The following is an 18,845-nucleotide window of genomic DNA, read 5'->3' as shown; positions in this document are numbered from 1 at the left end:
CCCCCTCTTAATACAGAAATTTAGGATATTAAAAATCCTAATTTCTAATGATTGATCACCTTGTTTTGATTAAGTTTTTTAAGTAATTTCTGTTTACGAACATTTCCCTCTTTTAACCCCTCTGCTTGTTCTCGTTGCAGCACAACTCTAATCGTTTGCAGCAAAATCTTAAAGTCTAGCCAGAATGAATAATTGAGAATGTACAAAATGTCAAACCGTAATTTTTCTTCTACAGGGGTGGTATAGTTAGCTAACACCTGACCTAGTCCTGTTATTCCCGGCTTTACAGTTAGTCGAAAGGAGTATTCTGGCAGCTGTTGACTAAATTGATTTATGAAATATTCTCTTTCTGGCCTTGGTCCAACTATGCTCATTTCACCTTTTAACACATTAAATAGTTGTGGAAGTTCATCTAAGCGAACAGCCCGAATCACTCTGCCAATTACTGTAATTCTTGGATCCTTGTCAGTCGCCAAAACTGGTCCTGTACTTTTTTCTGCATCTTGAATCATACTTCTAAACTTATAAATCCAATATGGATTCCCATTTATCCCCATGCGTTCTTGTCTATATAGTGCTGGTCCTTTTGAAGTAAGTGGAATTAATAAAAATAAAGTGATAAAAAGGGGACTAGAGATGATTAATAAAATTAATGATACGATAATGTCAAACAGCCGTTTAGTAATCTGTTGACTAAGATTTAAGCGCGGAGGTTTTATGGAAATAGCAAGCATATCATCGATTTGCAGTGTATTAGCCCCTAGAAGTGACAGCTCAAATAATTGTGGTATCACCATGATTTCTTTTCCCTGTCTGATACATTGCATCACAATTTCCTCTTTAACCAATTTGTTTATAGAAGGGCTAAGCAGGAAAAGGTCACCCTTATCTACATACTCATGGATTAATCCCTTTTTTGTTAGTGGAATAAACCCCGATAATTCGAACCAGCCTTTATTATGGTTTAAAAATTTATCAGCTAAATACATTCCCATATTTGAATCTTCCGCTATAATGTAGACCTTCTTTCTACCGAATACTTTCTTGTTAAAAGACCAAAAACATAAACGGATACACATTAGAAGACTGGTTTGAATAATAAAGGCTGCAACAGAAAAGCTGAACTGAAAAGATAGAAATGGGGTCCATTTTGAGATTCCCAGTACAAAACCAGAAAAGACGACCATTGATAAGATAATGGAATAGACTAAATGTTGCTTGCTTTTTCGGCGCCAATCAGTATAAAGGTCATATAAATAAAGGACAAAAATGGAGGAAGCCGAAAGTAATAATAATCTATCAGTATCCACAATTTTCCAGTCAGTCGGTATTGAAAGTTGATCCAATACCCAATATGCCAGAATAAAACCTAAATACACTAATGTAACATCAATAAATGCCAAGAAGAGTTTTACAAATCTCCCTTTATAGTCCTGCTTCATGTCAAACCTCCTTCCTTTCCATTCAATTCTTCTTAATAAACAAAAGAACGTTCTTAATAAAGAAACAGCTGATTAAAAAAATTTGAAAAGATGGTTTTTAGAATGTTGATTTTATCAACAACATTTTAAGTACTCTTTTAACGTATTACTTACCATTTGTTCTAATGAAAACTCATCTTTGACCTTTCTTCGGGCATTCTCAATGTAATGTCTCATACTATCTTCATTTGATTTAATATCCAGAATCTTATTACAGAAGTCTTCTACTGAATGGTCATTAATAAGGATACCAGTGTGATTATTGATAATGGCTTCCCCAATACCTCCTCTATTAATAGTGATAATTGGAGTTCCAACTGCCATACCTTCTAATATTGCCATTGGAAATACTTCTCGATGGGAAGTCAGTAATAATACACTCATTTCTTTAATAAACTCCTGTGGATTGTGAACCATTCCTACCATCTTTATCTTGTGATGCAGGTCATGTAATTGAATCATTTCCTTAATTTTTTCTTTCTCTGGTCCATCACCAGCGATATAAAACATTAGATTTGGATTGCTGCGAAGCTGGTTTGCAATTTTAATAAAAAAGTCATGATTCTTTTCTTCTGATAGCCTTGCTATTATCCCGACTTTAAAAATATTCCCCTTTTCTTTCTGATGAAAATCAAACTGCTGTAAATCTACACCATTATAAATAGTTGATATTTTGTTAGGCTCTACTCCCCGGTTGACAAGGTTCCTCCTTTCAAAATCACTTACAGTAATGATTCTTTCAACATATTTATTTAATAAATGAGAAAAAACAACAGGGTTTTTATCCTCCAGAAGTGTTACATTATGCTTCGTGTATACAATCTTAAATTCCCTCTTTAGGAATTTTTTTATAAATATACAGTATAAAACCATTCTTAAACTATTCGCATGAACAAGGTCGATCTTTTTATCGTTTATCAACTTTTTAAGCCTTTTTACATTCTTGAGGTGCTTTGTTCTGCTCATCACGATAAAGTTATTTTTATGCTTGATCTTTTCATACAATTCTCCAGGACCTGCAGCATAGTAAAAGGAGATGTCTGGATGCCTTAATTGATTCTCTAATTTACAAAAGTACATTTCTGCACCACCGTGAATGAGTTTATCCGTTAAAACTAGAATATTCACGTGTTGGATCACTTCCTTTCTATACTAAAATTCATTTTTACTATTTGCTTTTTGGCAGGTAAGGAGGACCGTGAAGGTGTTTTTTCATTTATTAACTCATGATTTTCTTTATTTAAATAAGTAGTTACAATCGCAATATATAGGAAAAACATGTCGTTTATAATAACAGATAGGAACCCCATTTGAAGAATCATTCCTATAAAAGCTAAAAATAAATAGGGTTTATTTTTATGGATTTTACTTTGGTATAATTGGAGTAATAATAAAAAGATAAATAGACAAAAACATGTCATTCCCACTAAACCAGACTCTGATAAGATAGCTAAAAATGTATTATGAACCTCCAGATCATCTCCATACTTGAATAAGTTATATTCTGAATAGTTAAAAGCACCAATTCCAATAATCATATGAGAAGAAAAGAAATCCAACGCTCTTCCCCATAATTCGAATCTTCCGCTTCCGTTATCCCGGGAAAAGTCTTCAATTCTCGACTGTAAGATTCCAAATATATCAACTTTCATATAACCGATTGCAACATACAGTGTTACAAATAGTGAAATAACAATTCCGAGCACTAATTTGATCTGTTTAAGCGGGTTCTTGATAATTATGAAGATAAGGAATACAAGTGCCATTACTAATATTCCGCCTCTAGAAAAGGTTAAGATGTTTGCAAATACACATAAGATCAACCCAAGCTTGTTTTTCTTAGACTTCAGGTCACAAAGATAATATGAAAAAAAGAGGGTATTATAAAAAACAAAGAAATTAGGGTCTTGTAATAATCCGATTAATCGCGGGTAATCTCGATCTAACATGACTCCGAATTGATAAACCCTATCACCTTCAAATACAAACCCAAGGCTTTTCAACCCAACAAAATAGAGAATAAGACTAGCACCATTAAAGAATATACCTACATCTGAAAGAGCTCTTTCAATCACTGAATCTTTGGCATTTCCAATAACTGCTTTTACAATAAAATAGCAAAGGAGATATAGGATAATTCCACAGATAATTCTAAGACTTGATGCTGGATACAATGAAAAAGCTCCACTGAACATATACACCAAGTAAAATAACAACATCGCCACTTCAAACAGATGAAGCCTATGGAAGTAAAATACCCCAATATTTATCATCAAGAACAAGAACGAGAAAATCATATAGGGTTTTATAGCAAACCCTACATAAATGTAGTAATTTGCGAGGGTTATCAATAAGAAGAGAAAGAAGATTGAAAAGTTGTATTTCTGCGGATTTAAAGAACCTTTTATATCAATCATCTTATCCCTCCTCGAATTTCTTTGATTTCCATTTTTGATTGAAACCCATTTTTTTTATAAAAGAATTAATCTTCTCCATATTTTCTTTATCGAAAATTACTACGAAAACCAATAAAAGGAAATGGATTACCACTGCTATAAATGGGATTGTATTTAGAAAAAAGTCTAGGAAACCCAAACAAAATATGAAAAAGGTTAAGTAAGGAATGATTACCCTTTTTGCAATAATCCAGCGATTTGGAATGCAAATCCAAAACCCTAAAAACGCTATTCCTTCAATGATTACACCTGCAAAAGCTGCACCAGTAACGCCAAATGATTGACTTAAGAACATATAAAGAAAGATCCCCGATAAACAAGAGATAATTTGAACACGTGTACGATAGGATTGTAGTGCTCTAGAGGTTAATCCATCTGCCAAGCCAATATTGATTGCCTGTAACGTTAACATTACTGATAGTATTTTGAGTGGAAAAGCTGCGTGGATCCACTCTTCCCCAATTAACAAATTAATAATAAAATCTGACAAATAGTAAAATGGAATTGTCATAGCCATTCCAAATAAGGAAATTATTTTTAATAACTCAATGTTATATCGGAGGTGATCGTCCAAAAGGTTATTATTAAATGACCTAAACAGTACCGGAGAATATGCCCCAGCAACAATAAGCGGGATTTGCTGCAAAGCTTGTGGAATTCGATAGGCAACTGCAAATAGGCCAACTTCCTGTAAGGTAATTGTCTTTTCCAATACAAGCGGACCTAATTGAGGGAGCATGACAAAAACTAATCCACCTAAAGTAAATGATCCTAAATTTTGCAATAACCCCATATGGAAAGGGCCTGACAAACGTATTTGAACATTTTTACTAACCAGATAAACCCCAATAATCCCGGCAGTAAGATAAGAAAAACCATATAATGTAGAAATAAACAATGGACTAAGCTGAAAGATCATTCCAACTAATAAAGTGAGTACCAAACAAACAGATGAAATAATTCGGATTAGTCCGTAATATTGCATCTTCTCTATTAGTTGAAAGTATGTTGTTCCAATGCCTTGTAAAGCAACTCCAGTAACCAATGGAATAATTAAACAATAAGCAGTTTGAATTATTTCACGATGCCCTGAGTTTGATAAATGAATGAAAAGAAAACCAAATAGAAAGGTTAAGACCAATAAACCAATCCTCAATTTCACATATGAGGAAATAAGTACAGATGTATTTACGTTTTTCTTGGAACCTTCCCTTAAGACAATGGCACTAAGTCCAGCATCTGTAAAATATCCCATAATCATGGCAATTGCTAAAACGACGCTAAACATCCCATAATAATAGGACTGTAAATAATAGGCTAAAAATATTAATGCAGCACCATTAAAGACACTAGATAAGGCTGTACTATAAAATAGATGTAAAATGTTTTTAGCAATTGAATTTTTTTTTGATTTCTCCATAAAAGTAGCCACCTTATTACGACAATCATTCCCTGATTAATTGCCTGCTGCTATCCAGTGTGATAGATGACTCCTAATATACTGTTATTTGTTTTTTCAAGGTAATCTTTAGTCTTAAGTACATCTGCCTTTTTCGTTTTATTAGCTCTAACGACTAAAATGACACCATCACATTGGTTTGCAAGGATTTGAGAATCCGATATATTTAAGAAGGGGGGAGCCTCGAAAATAACGACATCATACTCCGATTGGACTTTTCTAATCATTTCTTTTATTTTACTAGTGACCCAGAGGTCGGAAAGATTTAGGGGGGCGGGACCTGCTGGCAAAACAAACAATCCCGGAATTACTGTTTCTTTTATATGATGTTGGATTTCATCCTCTTCTATGATTACATTGGTAAATCCACTTTGGTTTGTTAGTTGAAACCAATTATGTGTATAGGGATTCCTTAAATTTGCATCAACTAAAAGTACCTTTTTTCCTTGTTCAGCAAAGGATATGGCTAACTTAGATGAAATAATTGATTTTTCTCCATCATCATTAGGGGAGGTCAACATTATCGAAGTTGAATGACATTCTATTTTTTGATCAATATTCGCTTGGATCATTCGCATTTGTTCGTTACTGATTGATTCTTCCTTTAACTGATGACATTTGTTTTTCCGCTCCCTTTTCTTAAACACTGATTTGCCCCCCGCTTCTCTTTAAGATTTCAGGCTGCTTTGTAAGTATTTGTTTTTTTGATTTCCCTCTTTTACTTTTTATATTTATTTCTCCTAATACAGGTAACCCAAGTATATTTTCAATTTCAATAGTATTCTTCACAGAGTCATCCCAATACTCTCTAAGCATTGAAAGTCCGATCCCCAAAAGAAAACCAACAGCTATTCCAATTGCGATATTTAACGCCGTACTTCCCACTTGCTTTACCGATGGCTCCCCGTCTGTTTCACTTAATAGTTTAATATCTGTAACACCAAACATTTCCTTCATCTTATTGACGGATACCCTTGCAACGGTATTGGCTAGCTCTGCGGTTTTCTCCATATCATGATCCCTGACTATAACATTAACAATTTGTGAATCTCTATTGTTTTGAACAACAATCTTTTCGTCTAATTCATCGTCCTTAATATTTAACTCCTTCTGGATCGTATTAAGCACCACTGGACTTTTGATAAAGTCGATGGTTGAAGCAAGTAACATATTGAGTTCCTGTGAATCATATGCACTTTCGGTCTTCACTAAAGTGCCAATGATAATATTTTCAGTTGCTTCATAGGTTGGCTTCAGGTAGAAAATAGAAATTGCAGCTGTTAGTAAAGATACTGTCAGGACAGTAATTATCAAGGTGGTAATTCTCTTTCGGATGATGTATAAGAATGTTTTTAAGTTTATTCTTTCGTCCATGCTAACCTCCAAAGAAAATCATTTTATTGTTTGCTTTTATCTTTTATACTCCTGAGTCTTCTTCAGGTGAGGTATAGTAATTATTTTTCCCTCTATCTTTAATAAAGTCTGAGCGCAGATTGGAATCTAAACGATTTCTCATAGAATCAGTTTTAAATTCTACGATTGCAAGATTCTCTTTTAATATATGAGAATCCCAAATAACTCCTTCAAACCTGTTATCAGAACCGGTTACTCTAATTGCTTGTTCAGTATTTTCAGAAAGTTGAATTTGAAGACCGCTAAACTGATTTCCAGAACTTTCATTGGGAATACTTATTGAACTGTTAATGTCAATACATCTTACACAGTCATCCAAAGTAAGATTAATAAATCGGTTTCCGTTAACAAAACTATATTTATCCTTTTCCTTTGGTTTATCAGCCTCCAATTTAACACCGGTATGAAATCCTGCAATTCTGAGATTAGAAAAATTAATAAAAGAAATGAAATGATCAGACTCTCTAGCATAAAGATGCAGCCCTGTTCCCTTATGCGAATCCGTTAAGTTAATGATTGTAACATTGCTGATTTGAGTTCTATCCCAGGACCAAAATCTTTGATTACCATCAAGGTATATAACATCTGAATTAAATTGATCATCCACAATTTCAAAGATTCCATTTGAGATTGATGCATTTTTTTTCACATCAATTACTTTAAAATCTCCTGCTACTCTTATCTTTGTATTTTGACCAAATTCTAGTTCAACTCCATTTTTTAAAACCAATCCTTGTTCTACTATATAAGTCCTATTACCAAGTATCTTTACTTTTCCAATCTTATATTTATGGCTATAATCGATGGCAGCCTGTATTGACTCAGAGTCATCTTTTGAATCATTACCATTTGCGCCAAATTCCTCCACATTTACATATTCGCCTTCCACAATAGCTGTCATCGCTGCGTCCTTATCATACTTTTCCAAATTGTTGTTATATAAGAAAAGAACTCCTGCTAACGAAAGAATTACTGAAAAACTTATGATTATGATTCTCCTATTCATATAATCTCCTAGAATAATTGAAATATATTTACCAAGACTAAAATGTATTATTCCACATAAATTCTATATATAGAACATTATAGCATTGTATACTTCAAAAAAAAAATTAAAACAAACCCTAATTTACCGCTCATTTCTTCAATCTTTGACAAATATCCATCGAACTTTTTAAAAAATATTATCTTTTTTTATCAGAATTTAGTTCTATAAATAGAACGAGTTTTGATTTATAATATTGTTATCTTAACTATGTCTCGAGGAGAAGCCTATGATAGCAAAACGATTAAAAAACTTAAGAGAACAAAAAGGTTATTCTATTTCAGAATTAGCTGCTCTTGCTAATGTCTCAAAGTCCTATTTAAGCTATATTGAACGGAACCTTAATAAAAATCCATCCATCCATTTTCTAAAGAAGGTTTCCAAACCTTTAGATAGCTCTATTGAATATCTACTAACTGGGAATAATCAAATTGACGACAAGATGAGGAACAATGTGGAGAAGGTACTTGATAAGGAATGGGAGGTTTTAGTTGAAAGTGCAATAAAAGATGGAATTGATAAAGATGATTTTAAAGAGTATATAAACTATATTAAATTTAAAATATGGGAAAAAAACAATAGAGAATATTAAAGCGCTTACATAAATATAAGATTCAATTAATTTGTAAAATACATTGACACTCCTCCTTTAGTGTAGTAAATTTTATAAAAAGTCCAAATATTATACTTTCTTATCAAGAGAGGCTGAGGGAATGGCCCTATGAAGTCTCAGCAACCTTCAATTATTTACATTGAAAAGGTGCTAAGTCCATCAAGTTATTTGTTAACTTGTGAGATAAGAAGAATGACCTGTGCTAATGTGCATCCAAAAGTCTTCTTCTTATAGAAGACTTTTTTTGTTTATATAAAGGAGGATTAGGAAATGGTTTATAAAATTGATACGAAGTTAGCTCAGATTGGAAATAGAAGTGATAAGGTGACAGGCACCGTTAATCCTCCTGTTTATTTTTCAACTGCTTACCGCCACGAAGGGATTGGGCAGTCAACAGGATTTGATTACTCACGGACCGGAAATCCTACGCGCCAGTTACTTGAAAAGGCGATTGCCGACCTGGAGGGTGCTGACCAAGGATTTGCCTGCAGCTCTGGAATGGCCGCAATTTTTACTATCCTATCTCTTTTCGAGTCTGGGGACGAATGGATCGTGAGCGAGGATTTATATGGAGGAACATATCGTTTACTAGAAAAAGGATTTAAAAAATGGGGACTTCAAACACAATATGTTAATACGTGTAGTCCGGAAGAGATTGAAAGTAAAATTACCCCTCAAACAAAGGCGATTTTCCTTGAAACTCCAACAAATCCACTTATGCAGCAATCAGATATTGCGGCTGTATCAAAAATTGCAAAGAGACATGGAATTATTCTGATTGTTGATAATACCTTCTATACTCCTCTTCTTCAGCAGCCGATCCTGCTTGGAGCGGATATTGTTATTCACAGTGCAACGAAGTACTTAGGCGGTCACAATGATGTTCTTGCTGGTCTTGTAGTTGCTAAGGGGAAAGAACTTTGTGAGGCATTAGCCTTCCACCATAACGGTGCAGGCGGCGTCCTTAGTCCTTTTGATTCTTGGCTGGTTATGCGCGGAATGAAAACTTTATCACTTAGAATGCAAAGACATGAGAGCAATGCCAAGGCCATTGTTGAATACCTTTCTAAGCATGATGGTATAACAGATGTTCTGTACCCAGGTAAAGGCGGAATGGTTTCCTTCCGCTTACAAGATGAAGCTTGGGTGAATCCATTCCTTCAAAGTCTTTCACTTATTACCTTTGCTGAAAGCCTTGGCGGAACAGAAAGCTTTATTACTTATCCAGCGACACAGACACATGCGGATATTCCAGAAGAGATTCGAATTCAGTCAGGTGTTTGTAACCGATTATTAAGATTTTCCGTTGGTCTTGAAGATCCAACCGATATTATCCAAGACCTTGAACAGTCATTAGCTAAATTAAAAGAAGGAGTGATTCAATAATGAGTTCAGCAGATTATAGTTTTGAAACCAAGCTCCTTCACAATCAACATAAGGTCGATCCAGCTACTGGAGCGGTTAGTGTACCCATCCAGCATGCCTCAACCTTTCACCAATTCGATATCGAAAGTTTTGGAAAATACGATTATGCGAGAAGTGCAAACCCAACAAGAGAAGCACTAGAGGATGTTATTGCGGAATTAGAAGGCGGCACGAGAGGCTTTGCTTTCTCTTCAGGAATGGCTGCTATTTCAACAGCTTTCCTATTACTCTCTGCTGGAGACCATATCGTCATCACAGAGGATGTGTATGGCGGTACGTTCCGCATGGTTACTCAGGTACTTACTCGTTTCGGAATTGAGCATACATTTGTTGATATGACAGACCTTACTCAAGTGAAAAATGCCATTAAGCCTAACACAAAAGCATTTTATGTTGAAACACCTTCTAACCCAACCTTAAAGGTTACCGATATTGAAGGTATAAGCTCGCTGGCAAAAGAAATTAACGCCATTACGTATGTAGATAACACTTTTTTAACGCCACAATACCAAAGACCTTTAGAGCTTGGAGCGGATATTGTACTTCATAGTGCAACGAAGTTTTTATCTGGTCATAGTGATGTAGTTGCAGGTCTTGCCGTAGTAAAAGATGAAGAATTAGGCAACAGGCTGTATTCCTTACAAAATTCTTTTGGTGCTGTCCTTGGGGTACAGGATGCATGGCTTGTACTTAGAGGGTTAAAAACCCTTCATGTAAGACTTGAACAATCACAAAAATCTGCTCTTAAAATTGCTGAGTTTTTAGAGTCACACCCACTTATTGAAAAGGTATATTACCCAGCTCTTACAAATCACCCGCAGCATGAACTGCAGCAGAAACAAGCAGCCGGAGCAGGAGCGGTATTATCATTCGAACTTTCTGATGAAGAAGCATTAAGAACCTTTGTCTCAAATGTGAAAATACCAGTATTTGCGGTTAGTCTTGGGGCGGTAGAATCCATACTATCTTATCCAGCTAAGATGTCTCATGCGGCTATGCCACAGGCTGAAAGGGAAAAAAGAGGAATTAAAAATAGTCTTCTGCGTCTATCAGTGGGTCTAGAGAATCCTGAAGATCTCATTAAAGACTTTTCTCAAGCACTTGAAGTAATCAATGAAAAACAACTGACTGTAAAATGAGGGTGATAATATGAGTCTATTAGAAAAATTAGAAAAGCAGATTTTAATTGCTGACGGAGCAATGGGCACCCTCCTCTATTCTTTCGGAACTGATAGTTGTTTTGAAGAACTTAATCTTTCACATCCAGAAAAAATTCAGGAAATCCATAAAGCCTATATTGATGCAGGTGCTGATGTTATTCAAACCAACACCTATGCAGCTAATTACTTAAAATTACAAAGATACGGCCTTGAGGATTCTGTTAAAGAAATAAATGCTGCCGCTGTCCAAAATGCGAAAAAAGCAGCCCAAAAAAATGCGTATGTGTTAGGAACGATTGGCGGCAATCGCGGAATAAAAAGTAATGCGATAACCATTGAAGAAATAAAGAGAAGCTTCCGTGAACAATTATATTGTTTATTGCTTGAAGGTGTGGATGGTTTATTATTTGAAACCTTTTATGACCTTGAAGAGCTGGAAACCGTCCTTTCTATAGCAAGGAAAGAAACCCAGGTTCCAATAATTGGTCAGGTTTCTCTACAGGAGCGAGGAATTCTTCAAGATCGAACACCTATTAATGAAGCCCTGAAACGTCTAGAAAATCTTGGTGCGAATGTCATTGGCTTAAATTGTCGTCTTGGTCCGCATCATATGCTTGAAACACTTGAGGAGATTGAACTCCCTTCACAGGCATTTTTATCAGCCTATCCAAATGCAAGTCTGCCAACCTATACGGACGGTAAATTCCATTATGAAGGGGATGCAGATTATTTCCGCAAATCGGCTCAGTCCTTCCGGAATCAAGGTGTTCGTTTACTTGGAGGCTGCTGTGGTACAACACCCGAACATATCTCAGCATTTGCTTCAGAATTAAAAAATGCGAAACCGGTCACAGAAAAGGTTGTAAAAATAAAAGATAAGAAAATCATTGTTGAATCCAGTGCAGCCAAACGCGACTTTCAACCACTAGAAGAATTGGTGAAAGAGAGAACTTCAATAATCGTAGAATTAGATACTCCTAGAAAGCTTGATACAAGCAAGTTTTTTGAAGGCGCAAAGGCGTTGAAAGAAGCAGGAATCGATGCAATTACGATGGCAGATAACTCTTTAGCTCAGGTGCGGATTTCTAATGAATCTTTAGGTTATCTTGTTAAACAAGAATTAGGTATGCGGCCGCTTATCCATATTGCCTGCAGAGACCGCAATATTATTGGCTTGCAATCTCACCTAATGGGGCTTCATACGCTTGGAATGCATGATGTACTGGCGATTACGGGTGACCCTGCACGAGTTGGTGACTTCCCTGGTGCATCATCTGTATACGATGTCTCTTCCTTTGAACTAATTCAAATGATTAAACAGTTAAACGAGGGTTTATCTTTTTCTGGTAAAGACCTGGGCCAAAAAACAGCTTTTAGTATTGCTGGTGCTTTTAATCCCAATGTCCGCTCTGTAGAAAAAGCGGTTAAGCGTCTAGAGAAAAAGATTGAATTTGGAGCAGATTATTTCATATCACAGCCAGTTTTTTCTGAGGAGAAATTACTTGAAGTCTATGAACATACCAAACATTTAAAAGCCCCAATTTATATTGGGTTAATGCCTTTAACAGGCAGCAGAAATGCTGAATTTCTTCATAATGAAGTTCCTGGAATTAAAATTGCGCAATCCATTCGTGATCGGATGTCAGCGCTAGGTGATCAGCCTCTTCAAGCTGCACGTGAAGGAATTGAAATTACAAAATCATTAATTGACACAGCACTTGACCTTTTTAATGGAATTTATTTAATCACACCATTCTTACGATACGAGCTAACAACAGAATTGGCTGTATATGCAAAAAAGCGTGCTAGTCAGATTAGGGGGAACAGCTATGTCGAAAGCACCATTTAGTGAACAACTGCAGAAACGAATTCTAGTGATGGACGGTGCAATGGGTACGATGATTCAGCAAGCAAATTTAACGGCTGAGGACTTTGGCGGCGAGCAATATGAGGGCTGTAACGAGTACTTAAATGTAACAGCCCCTGAGACAATCGCGAAAATTCATCGTGAATACTTAGCGGCTGGTGCAGATATCATTGAAACCAATACCTTTGGGGCCACAAGCATTGTTCTTGACGATTACGATTTAGGCTTTAAAGCTTATGAATTAAATAAAATAGCTGGTCAAATTGCCAAAAAGGAAGCAGATAAAATTTCTACTACAGAGTGGCCGCGTTATGTTGCAGGATCAATGGGTCCTACTACCAAGACCTTGAGTGTTACGGGTGGAACCACTTTTGAAGCCCTGGCAGCTGCTTATGAAGAACAAGCGATTGGGTTAATAGACGGCGGGGTCGACCTTCTCCTTCTTGAAACAAGTCAGGATATGCTGAATGTTAAGGCTGGCTTTATTGGAATAAAAAATGCATTTAGCAAAACAGGTAAAGTTCTTCCTTTAATTGTATCCGGAACCATTGAACCGATGGGTACAACCCTTGCGGGACAATCGATAGAATCCTTTTACATTTCACTAGAGCATATGAACCCGATAGCAGTAGGGCTAAATTGTGCGACTGGTCCGGAATTTATGCAGGATCATATCCGCTCGCTTTCTAATCTTGCTTCAACTCCGATTATCTGTTATCCAAATGCAGGTCTTCCAGATGAAGAAGGACATTATCATGAAACACCTGAAATATTGGCGAAGAAGCTTGCTGATTTTGCTGCCCATGGTTGGTTAAATATTGTTGGGGGCTGCTGTGGTACAACGCCGGATCATATTCGAGCCATTTCAGACGAAATGAAAAAGTACTCCCCACGCGAGGCACAGCCTTCTGATTTCCATATGGTTTCAGGTATTGAACCATTTGTTTACGATGATCCGACACTGCGCCCGATTATGGTCGGAGAACGTACAAACGTAATTGGCTCTCGTAAATTCAAACGCCTTATTAACGAAGGTAAAATTGAAGAAGCTGCAGAGATTGCACGTGCCCAGGTAAAAGGAGGCGCACATGTTATTGATATCTGTCTGGCTGACCCTGATCGTGATGAATTAAGCGATATGGAGAATTTCATTCCAGAGGTGGTAAAAAAGATAAAAGCTCCGCTTGTTATCGATTCAACTGACGAAAAGGTAATTGAAAAAGCACTCAAATACTCTCAGGGAAAAGCGATTATTAATTCAATCAACCTTGAAGATGGTGAAGAGAGATTTGAAGCAGTTATTCCACTCGTTCATAAGTATGGTGCAGCTGTTGTAGTAGGTACAATTGATGAAAAAGGCATGGGCGTAACAGCAGAAAAGAAATTGGAAATTGCTAAACGGTCCCATGACATTTTAGTCAATAAATATGGTTTAAAGCCGCAGGACCTTATTTTTGATCCGCTTGTATTCCCTGTAGGGACGGGTGATGAACAATATATTGGTTCTGCAAAAGCAACGGTGGAAGGTATAAAGTTAATCAAAGAACATCTTCCTAAGGTTCAAACCATTCTAGGTATCAGCAATGTTTCTTTCGGTCTTCCACCTGTCGGGAGGGAAATTTTAAACTCCGTCTTTTTATATCACTGTACATTAGCTGGTCTCGATTATGCGATAGTAAATACTGAAAAACTAGAGCGGTTCGCTTCTATCTCAAAGGAAGAAGTTGAATTAGCAGAAGCACTTTTATTTGATACAACAGATGAAACATTAGCAACCTTTACAGAGTTTTATCGAGGGAAGAAGAGAGAGACAAAGAGTACTGTACCAAATATGAGTTTGGCAGAACGACTCTCATACTACGTGGTTGAAGGCACCAAGGAAGGCCTCTTGCCCGATTTGACGTTAGCACTTGAAGAGTATCCTGCTCCGCTTGATATTATTAATGGGCCATTAATGGAAGGCATGAAAGAAGTAGGCCGACTGTTCAATGACAATCAGCTGATTGTTGCCGAGGTTCTCCAAAGTGCAGAAGTCATGAAGGCTGCCGTCTCTTATCTAGAACCATTTATGGAAAAAGGTGATGTTTCTGCTTCCAAAGGGAAGGTGATCTTAGCAACCGTTAAAGGTGATGTGCATGATATTGGGAAAAACCTAGTAGACATTATTCTAAGCAATAACGGTTATGATGTTCATGATTTAGGGATTAAAGTAACACCAACTGAACTGGTTCAAGTAATTCAAAAAGAAAAACCAGACATCGTTGGTTTATCAGGCTTGCTGGTTAAATCTGCACAGCAAATGGTGTTAACGGCGCAGGATATGAAAGAAGCAGGAATCTCAACTCCGATAATGGTAGGCGGCGCTGCACTTTCTAGAAAGTTCACCGATACCAAGATTGCAAAAGAGTATGATGGACTTGTTCTTTATGCGAAGGATGCCATGACAGGCCTTTCACTTGCCAACCAGATTCAATCTCCTGAACAGTACGAAAAACTAGTTGCTGAAAAGAATGAAAAACTAGCTTCTATTGAGGTTCCACGAGATTTACCAACTCGATCAGCTGTATCAACAGCTGTTAAAGTGAGACCATCCGTTTCAACGGAGGTACCGGTTTTCACACCGATGGATACAAAGAAGCACATTTTAAAAACCTATTCCCTTTCCCATATTGAGCCGTACATCAATATGCAAATGTTAATCGGCCACCACCTAGGGGTAAAAGGAAAAGTTGCTAAATTGATTTCTGAAGGAAATGAAAAAGCTGTAAAGGTTAAAGAGGTTGTTGATGGCTTATTAAGAGACGCGAAACAAGAAAATTGGATTTTACCTGCTGCTGTCTATCAATTCTTCCCGGCACAGTCAGACGGAAATAAAATTTTTATTTACGATCCACAAGACCCTAATACTATTATTGAGACATTTGATTTCCCACGTCAGGATTCTGCACCGTATTTATGCCTGGCTGATTTTATTAAATCAGTAGACAGCGGTGAAAAGGATTATGTAGGTTTCTTTACCGTAACCGCCGGCAGAGGAATACGTGAAAAGGCTGACCAGTTAAAAGCAGAAGGCCGTTTCCTTGAGAGCCACGCCCTGCAAGCTTTAGCACTTGAATCAGCTGAAGGCTTTGCAGAATTAATCCATCGTCAAATGCGCGATCGCTGGGGCTTCCCAGATCCGCTTGACTTCACGATGCAGGATCGATTTGCAGCTAAATACCAAGGACAGCGCTTCTCCTTTGGATACCCAGCATGTCCAGACTTAGAGGATCAGAAAAAGCTATTCGGATTACTTCATCCAGAAGAAATCGGAATTGAACTAACTGAAGGCTGCATGATGGAGCCAGAGGCATCCGTATCTGCTATGGTATTTGCCCATCCTGAAGCAAGATACTTTAATGTCCTTCGTTAACACAGAACCGCGGATTTATTTCCGCGGTTATTTTATATCTAAACTCCTATATTCCTGCCTCTACCTTGACATTCCCCTCTAAAATCTATATAGTTACCTAGGCAAACAAATTAATTACTTAGGTAACTAATTTGCGAATTTTATGTTTGGAGTGATAAATTTGACCAACCATGCATTATTTCATACACTTCATCAACTTTCCCGGCAATTGACCAATAAATTAAATGAAGCTCTGAAACCATTTGGATTGTATAGCGCTCAATGGTCTGTTCTCTTTGTTTTACATACAAAAGGCTCACTAACCCAGAAAGAGCTATCAGAATATTTATTTGTCGAGGCTCCTCCTATGACACGTACAGTTCAACGGCTTGTTAAACAAGGGTATGTAAAACAAATACCCGGCAAGGACAAACGTGAGAAGCATATTCAGTTAACGGAGGAAGCAATTATAGAATTTCCTAATTGGGAACATGCTGTTGCCCAGTGCAACCAAGCACTATTAATGAATTTTCCAGAAACCTCACAACAAGAACTATTAACATTGCAAAGTGTTTGGTTAAAGCAGCTTTTGTAATAAAGGAGTGAAAATATGAACAAACCTAAATTATGGACCAAGGATTTTATTAATATTTCTTTGAGTAATTTCTTTCTATTCTTAACTTTTTATATCTTACTCGTCACCCTTCCTATTTTTGCATTGCAGGAATTTGACAGTAATGCTTCACAGGCGGGCTTAATGACTACAGTTTTCTTACTTTCGGCCATTCTTTCACGGCCTCTTGCTGGTCAATGGCTTGAACGAAGCAGCAATAGAAAAGTGTTAGTAACAGCTCTTATTATTTTTGCTTCTGCTTCACTATTGTACTTTTTCCCAACAACCGTAACAGGTTTCTTGGTGATCCGTTTGCTGCATGGTGTTGGCTTTGGAATGGCAACAACCGCTGTAGGAGCGATTGTAGCAGACCTAATTCCGAGCTCTCGAAGAGGTGAAGGAATGGGATACTTCGTTATGTCAACAAACATGGCAATGGTACTAGGACCGTTTGTGGGCTTGACAGCCATCCAACAGTGGGGCGCCGAAACGATGTTCATCCTGTCCGTCATCGTCGCCATTGGAGCGCTAATTACTGGCCTTACTGTCAAGTTATCAAAACCGGAGGAACTTAGTAAAAGGGTTATCACTCCAGCATTTTCCTTAAAAAACTTTATTGAACCTTCTGCAGTATCCATTGCCATTGTAGGCGGCTTCTTAGCTATTGTTTATTCTGCCCTGCTTTCTTTCGTATCTGTCTATGCAAAAGAAATACATGTTTCCGAAGTCTCAAGTCTATTCTTTGTGGTATACGCGATAATTTTATTACTGTCTAGACCTTTTACAGGAAGATGGCTCGATCACTATGGTCCTAATGTAATTGTTTTCCCATCCATTGTCTTGTTTGCCCTGGGTATGTTTGTCTTAAGTCAGAGCACTAGAGCAATTATGTTCCTAGTTTCAGCCGGAATGATTGGTTTAGGCTGGGGCACATTGTTCCCAACCTTCCAAACAATTGCAATTCAAAACGCTGCACCTAGAAAACGAGGTTTGGCAACAGCTACCTTCCTATCAATCTACGATATTGGTATTGCACTAGGTTCGTTCCTGGTAGGACTAATCGCTGCAAAAATGGATTTTGGCTCCATGTACTTCCTAAGTTCCTTCTATATTCTGATTGGAGCTGTTCTCTACTACTTCATGCAAGTGAGAAAGCCAGAAATGAAACGCCGGCAATACTTAAATGTAAAAGAGCAATAGAGAACTAGAATCATCATTTCTTTGATGGTTCTTTTTTATGTAAATGAGCAGTGATTTTTACTTTTCCAATTCATTAGGTTACACTTTTTTTGTATGATAATTTTTTGAATGGAGGGTTTTTATATGTTAGATGTTGTTGTAATTGGTGCTGGACCAGCTGGTGCGAGTGCTGCGTTATTCACTGCAAAAGCAGGCAAGAAAACACTCGTAATTGACAATGATAAGAGTGCTACAAAGCGTGCATGGGTAGAGAACCATTATGGTGTATCAGAAATCTCCGGACCCGACCTTGTAGAAATTGGGAAACAGCAGGTTACTAAATTTGGCGGCGAAATCGTCCAAGCTACAGTTTCCAACATCACGAAAGTTGATGGCGGTTTTAAGGTAGAAACTGACAACGGTGAGCACGAAGCAAAGCATGTTATTGTTGCAACTGGTTTCCTGGTTGATGTGGCTGAAAAAGCAGGAATTACCACTAAACCTGGTACTGAGCCAAGAGTCAAAGCAATTTTTGATGTAGATACACAAGGGAAAACGAATGTAGAAGGTATATGGGCAGCCGGAACTGCAGCTGGTGTTAGTGTACATACTATTATTACCGCAGGTGACGGAGCAAAGGTTGCCATTAATGTAATCAGTGAATTGAATGGTGAACGCTATGTTGACCATGATGTTTTAAAGGCATAAACAAAAAACATCAAAACCCCCTTTTTAGAGGGGGT

15 protein-coding genes and 1 riboswitch are annotated in these 18,845 nt (G+C 37.1%); of the genes, 8 read left to right on the top strand and 7 right to left on the bottom strand.

The genetic code is table 11. The features are described 5' to 3' along the window. Nucleotides 1-44 precede the first annotated feature (44 nt). The 7 genes from SFC47_RS09565 to SFC47_RS09535 all read right to left on the bottom strand — a co-directional run bounded on the left by SFC47_RS09565 (nucleotide 45) and on the right by SFC47_RS09535 (nucleotide 7,737). On the bottom strand, nucleotides 45-1,442 hold the full coding sequence (locus SFC47_RS09565) for a sugar transferase (protein WP_411254044.1): 1,398 nt from the start codon (nucleotides 1,440-1,442) through the stop codon (nucleotides 45-47). A gap of 114 nt (nucleotides 1,443-1,556) precedes the next feature. Further along, nucleotides 1,557-2,609 carry a glycosyltransferase family 4 protein gene (locus SFC47_RS09560; protein WP_411254043.1) on the bottom strand — a complete coding sequence of 351 codons (1,053 nt, stop codon included), beginning with the start codon at nucleotides 2,607-2,609 and terminating at the stop codon, nucleotides 1,557-1,559. Between the two features lie 8 nt (nucleotides 2,610-2,617). After that, a complete protein-coding gene (locus SFC47_RS09555) occupies nucleotides 2,618-3,898 on the bottom strand; it encodes an O-antigen ligase family protein (protein ID WP_411254042.1) in 1,281 nt (426 codons plus the stop codon). Between the two features lies 1 nt (nucleotide 3,899). Next, the gene (locus tag SFC47_RS09550; protein WP_411254041.1) at nucleotides 3,900-5,357 is read right to left on the bottom strand and encodes an oligosaccharide flippase family protein; all 1,458 of its coding nucleotides are present in this window, start codon (nucleotides 5,355-5,357) and stop codon (nucleotides 3,900-3,902) included. A 50-nt stretch (nucleotides 5,358-5,407) separates the two neighbouring features. Then, a complete protein-coding gene (locus SFC47_RS09545) occupies nucleotides 5,408-6,043 on the bottom strand; it encodes a CpsD/CapB family tyrosine-protein kinase (RefSeq protein WP_411254040.1) in 636 nt (211 codons plus the stop codon). Then, a complete protein-coding gene (locus SFC47_RS09540; protein ID WP_411254039.1) occupies nucleotides 6,036-6,770 on the bottom strand; it encodes a YveK family protein in 735 nt (244 codons plus the stop codon). Before SFC47_RS09540 ends, SFC47_RS09545 begins: the two co-directional genes overlap by 8 nt. Before the next feature lie 43 nt (nucleotides 6,771-6,813). Further along, nucleotides 6,814-7,737: a glycoside hydrolase family protein gene (locus SFC47_RS09535; RefSeq protein ID WP_411254038.1), complete on the bottom strand. Its 924-nt coding sequence runs from the start codon at nucleotides 7,735-7,737 to the stop codon at nucleotides 6,814-6,816. Between the two features lie 346 nt (nucleotides 7,738-8,083). Between SFC47_RS09535 and SFC47_RS09530 the strand changes: the two genes are divergently transcribed. From SFC47_RS09530 to SFC47_RS09495, 8 genes are all read left to right on the top strand, one after another. Continuing rightward, the gene (locus SFC47_RS09530) at nucleotides 8,084-8,446 is read left to right on the top strand and encodes a helix-turn-helix domain-containing protein (RefSeq protein ID WP_411254037.1); all 363 of its coding nucleotides are present in this window, start codon (nucleotides 8,084-8,086) and stop codon (nucleotides 8,444-8,446) included. Nucleotides 8,447-8,543: 97 nt separating this feature from the next. Beyond that, nucleotides 8,544-8,657: riboswitch (SAM riboswitch) on the top strand. A gap of 80 nt (nucleotides 8,658-8,737) precedes the next feature. Continuing rightward, nucleotides 8,738-9,853 carry a methionine biosynthesis PLP-dependent protein gene (locus tag SFC47_RS09525; RefSeq protein ID WP_411254036.1) on the top strand — a complete coding sequence of 372 codons (1,116 nt, stop codon included), beginning with the start codon at nucleotides 8,738-8,740 and terminating at the stop codon, nucleotides 9,851-9,853. Beyond that, complete coding sequence (gene metC / locus SFC47_RS09520) at nucleotides 9,853-11,031, top strand: cystathionine beta-lyase (RefSeq protein WP_411254035.1); 1,179 nt, start codon at nucleotides 9,853-9,855, stop codon at nucleotides 11,029-11,031. Before SFC47_RS09525 ends, metC begins: the two co-directional genes overlap by 1 nt. Nucleotides 11,032-11,041: 10 nt before the next feature. Continuing rightward, a complete protein-coding gene (locus tag SFC47_RS09515; RefSeq protein WP_411254034.1) occupies nucleotides 11,042-12,901 on the top strand; it encodes a bifunctional homocysteine S-methyltransferase/methylenetetrahydrofolate reductase in 1,860 nt (619 codons plus the stop codon). Beyond that, nucleotides 12,882-16,331: a methionine synthase gene (gene metH / locus SFC47_RS09510; protein ID WP_411254033.1), complete on the top strand. Its 3,450-nt coding sequence runs from the start codon at nucleotides 12,882-12,884 to the stop codon at nucleotides 16,329-16,331. Before SFC47_RS09515 ends, metH begins: the two co-directional genes overlap by 20 nt. 160 nt (nucleotides 16,332-16,491) lie before the next feature. Further along, nucleotides 16,492-16,905 (top strand): MarR family winged helix-turn-helix transcriptional regulator, encoded by a 414-nt coding sequence (locus SFC47_RS09505; protein WP_411254032.1) that lies wholly within the window; start codon nucleotides 16,492-16,494, stop codon nucleotides 16,903-16,905. A 15-nt stretch (nucleotides 16,906-16,920) separates the two neighbouring features. Continuing rightward, nucleotides 16,921-18,123: an MFS transporter gene (locus SFC47_RS09500; protein ID WP_411254031.1), complete on the top strand. Its 1,203-nt coding sequence runs from the start codon at nucleotides 16,921-16,923 to the stop codon at nucleotides 18,121-18,123. Between the two features lie 123 nt (nucleotides 18,124-18,246). Beyond that, on the top strand, nucleotides 18,247-18,810 hold the full coding sequence (locus SFC47_RS09495; RefSeq protein WP_411254030.1) for an FAD-dependent oxidoreductase: 564 nt from the start codon (nucleotides 18,247-18,249) through the stop codon (nucleotides 18,808-18,810). The last annotated feature ends 35 nt before the right edge of the window (nucleotides 18,811-18,845 follow it).

This window comes from Neobacillus niacini (assembly GCF_046591715.1).
In the GTDB taxonomy this organism is placed as follows: Bacteria; Bacillota; Bacilli; order Bacillales; family Cytobacillaceae; genus Neobacillus; species Neobacillus niacini_L.
The sequence above is the reverse complement of the archived record's forward strand: the minus strand, read 5'-3'. Positions and strand labels throughout refer to the sequence as shown.

Coding starts and splice junctions, on each gene's coding strand:
- SFC47_RS09540 (WP_411254039.1), bottom strand. CDS start 6,770: ATGGACGAAAGAATAAACTTAAAAACATTCTTATACATCATCCGAAAG.
- SFC47_RS09555 (WP_411254042.1), bottom strand. CDS start 3,898: ATGATTGATATAAAAGGTTCTTTAAATCCGCAGAAATACAACTTTTCA.
- SFC47_RS09530 (WP_411254037.1), top strand. CDS start 8,084: ATGATAGCAAAACGATTAAAAAACTTAAGAGAACAAAAAGGTTATTCT.
- SFC47_RS09550 (WP_411254041.1), bottom strand. CDS start 5,357: ATGGAGAAATCAAAAAAAAATTCAATTGCTAAAAACATTTTACATCTA.
- metC (WP_411254035.1), top strand. CDS start 9,853: ATGAGTTCAGCAGATTATAGTTTTGAAACCAAGCTCCTTCACAATCAA.
- SFC47_RS09495 (WP_411254030.1), top strand. CDS start 18,247: ATGTTAGATGTTGTTGTAATTGGTGCTGGACCAGCTGGTGCGAGTGCT.
- SFC47_RS09565 (WP_411254044.1), bottom strand. CDS start 1,442: ATGAAGCAGGACTATAAAGGGAGATTTGTAAAACTCTTCTTGGCATTT.
- SFC47_RS09500 (WP_411254031.1), top strand. CDS start 16,921: ATGAACAAACCTAAATTATGGACCAAGGATTTTATTAATATTTCTTTG.
- SFC47_RS09525 (WP_411254036.1), top strand. CDS start 8,738: ATGGTTTATAAAATTGATACGAAGTTAGCTCAGATTGGAAATAGAAGT.
- SFC47_RS09515 (WP_411254034.1), top strand. CDS start 11,042: ATGAGTCTATTAGAAAAATTAGAAAAGCAGATTTTAATTGCTGACGGA.
- metH (WP_411254033.1), top strand. CDS start 12,882: ATGTCGAAAGCACCATTTAGTGAACAACTGCAGAAACGAATTCTAGTG.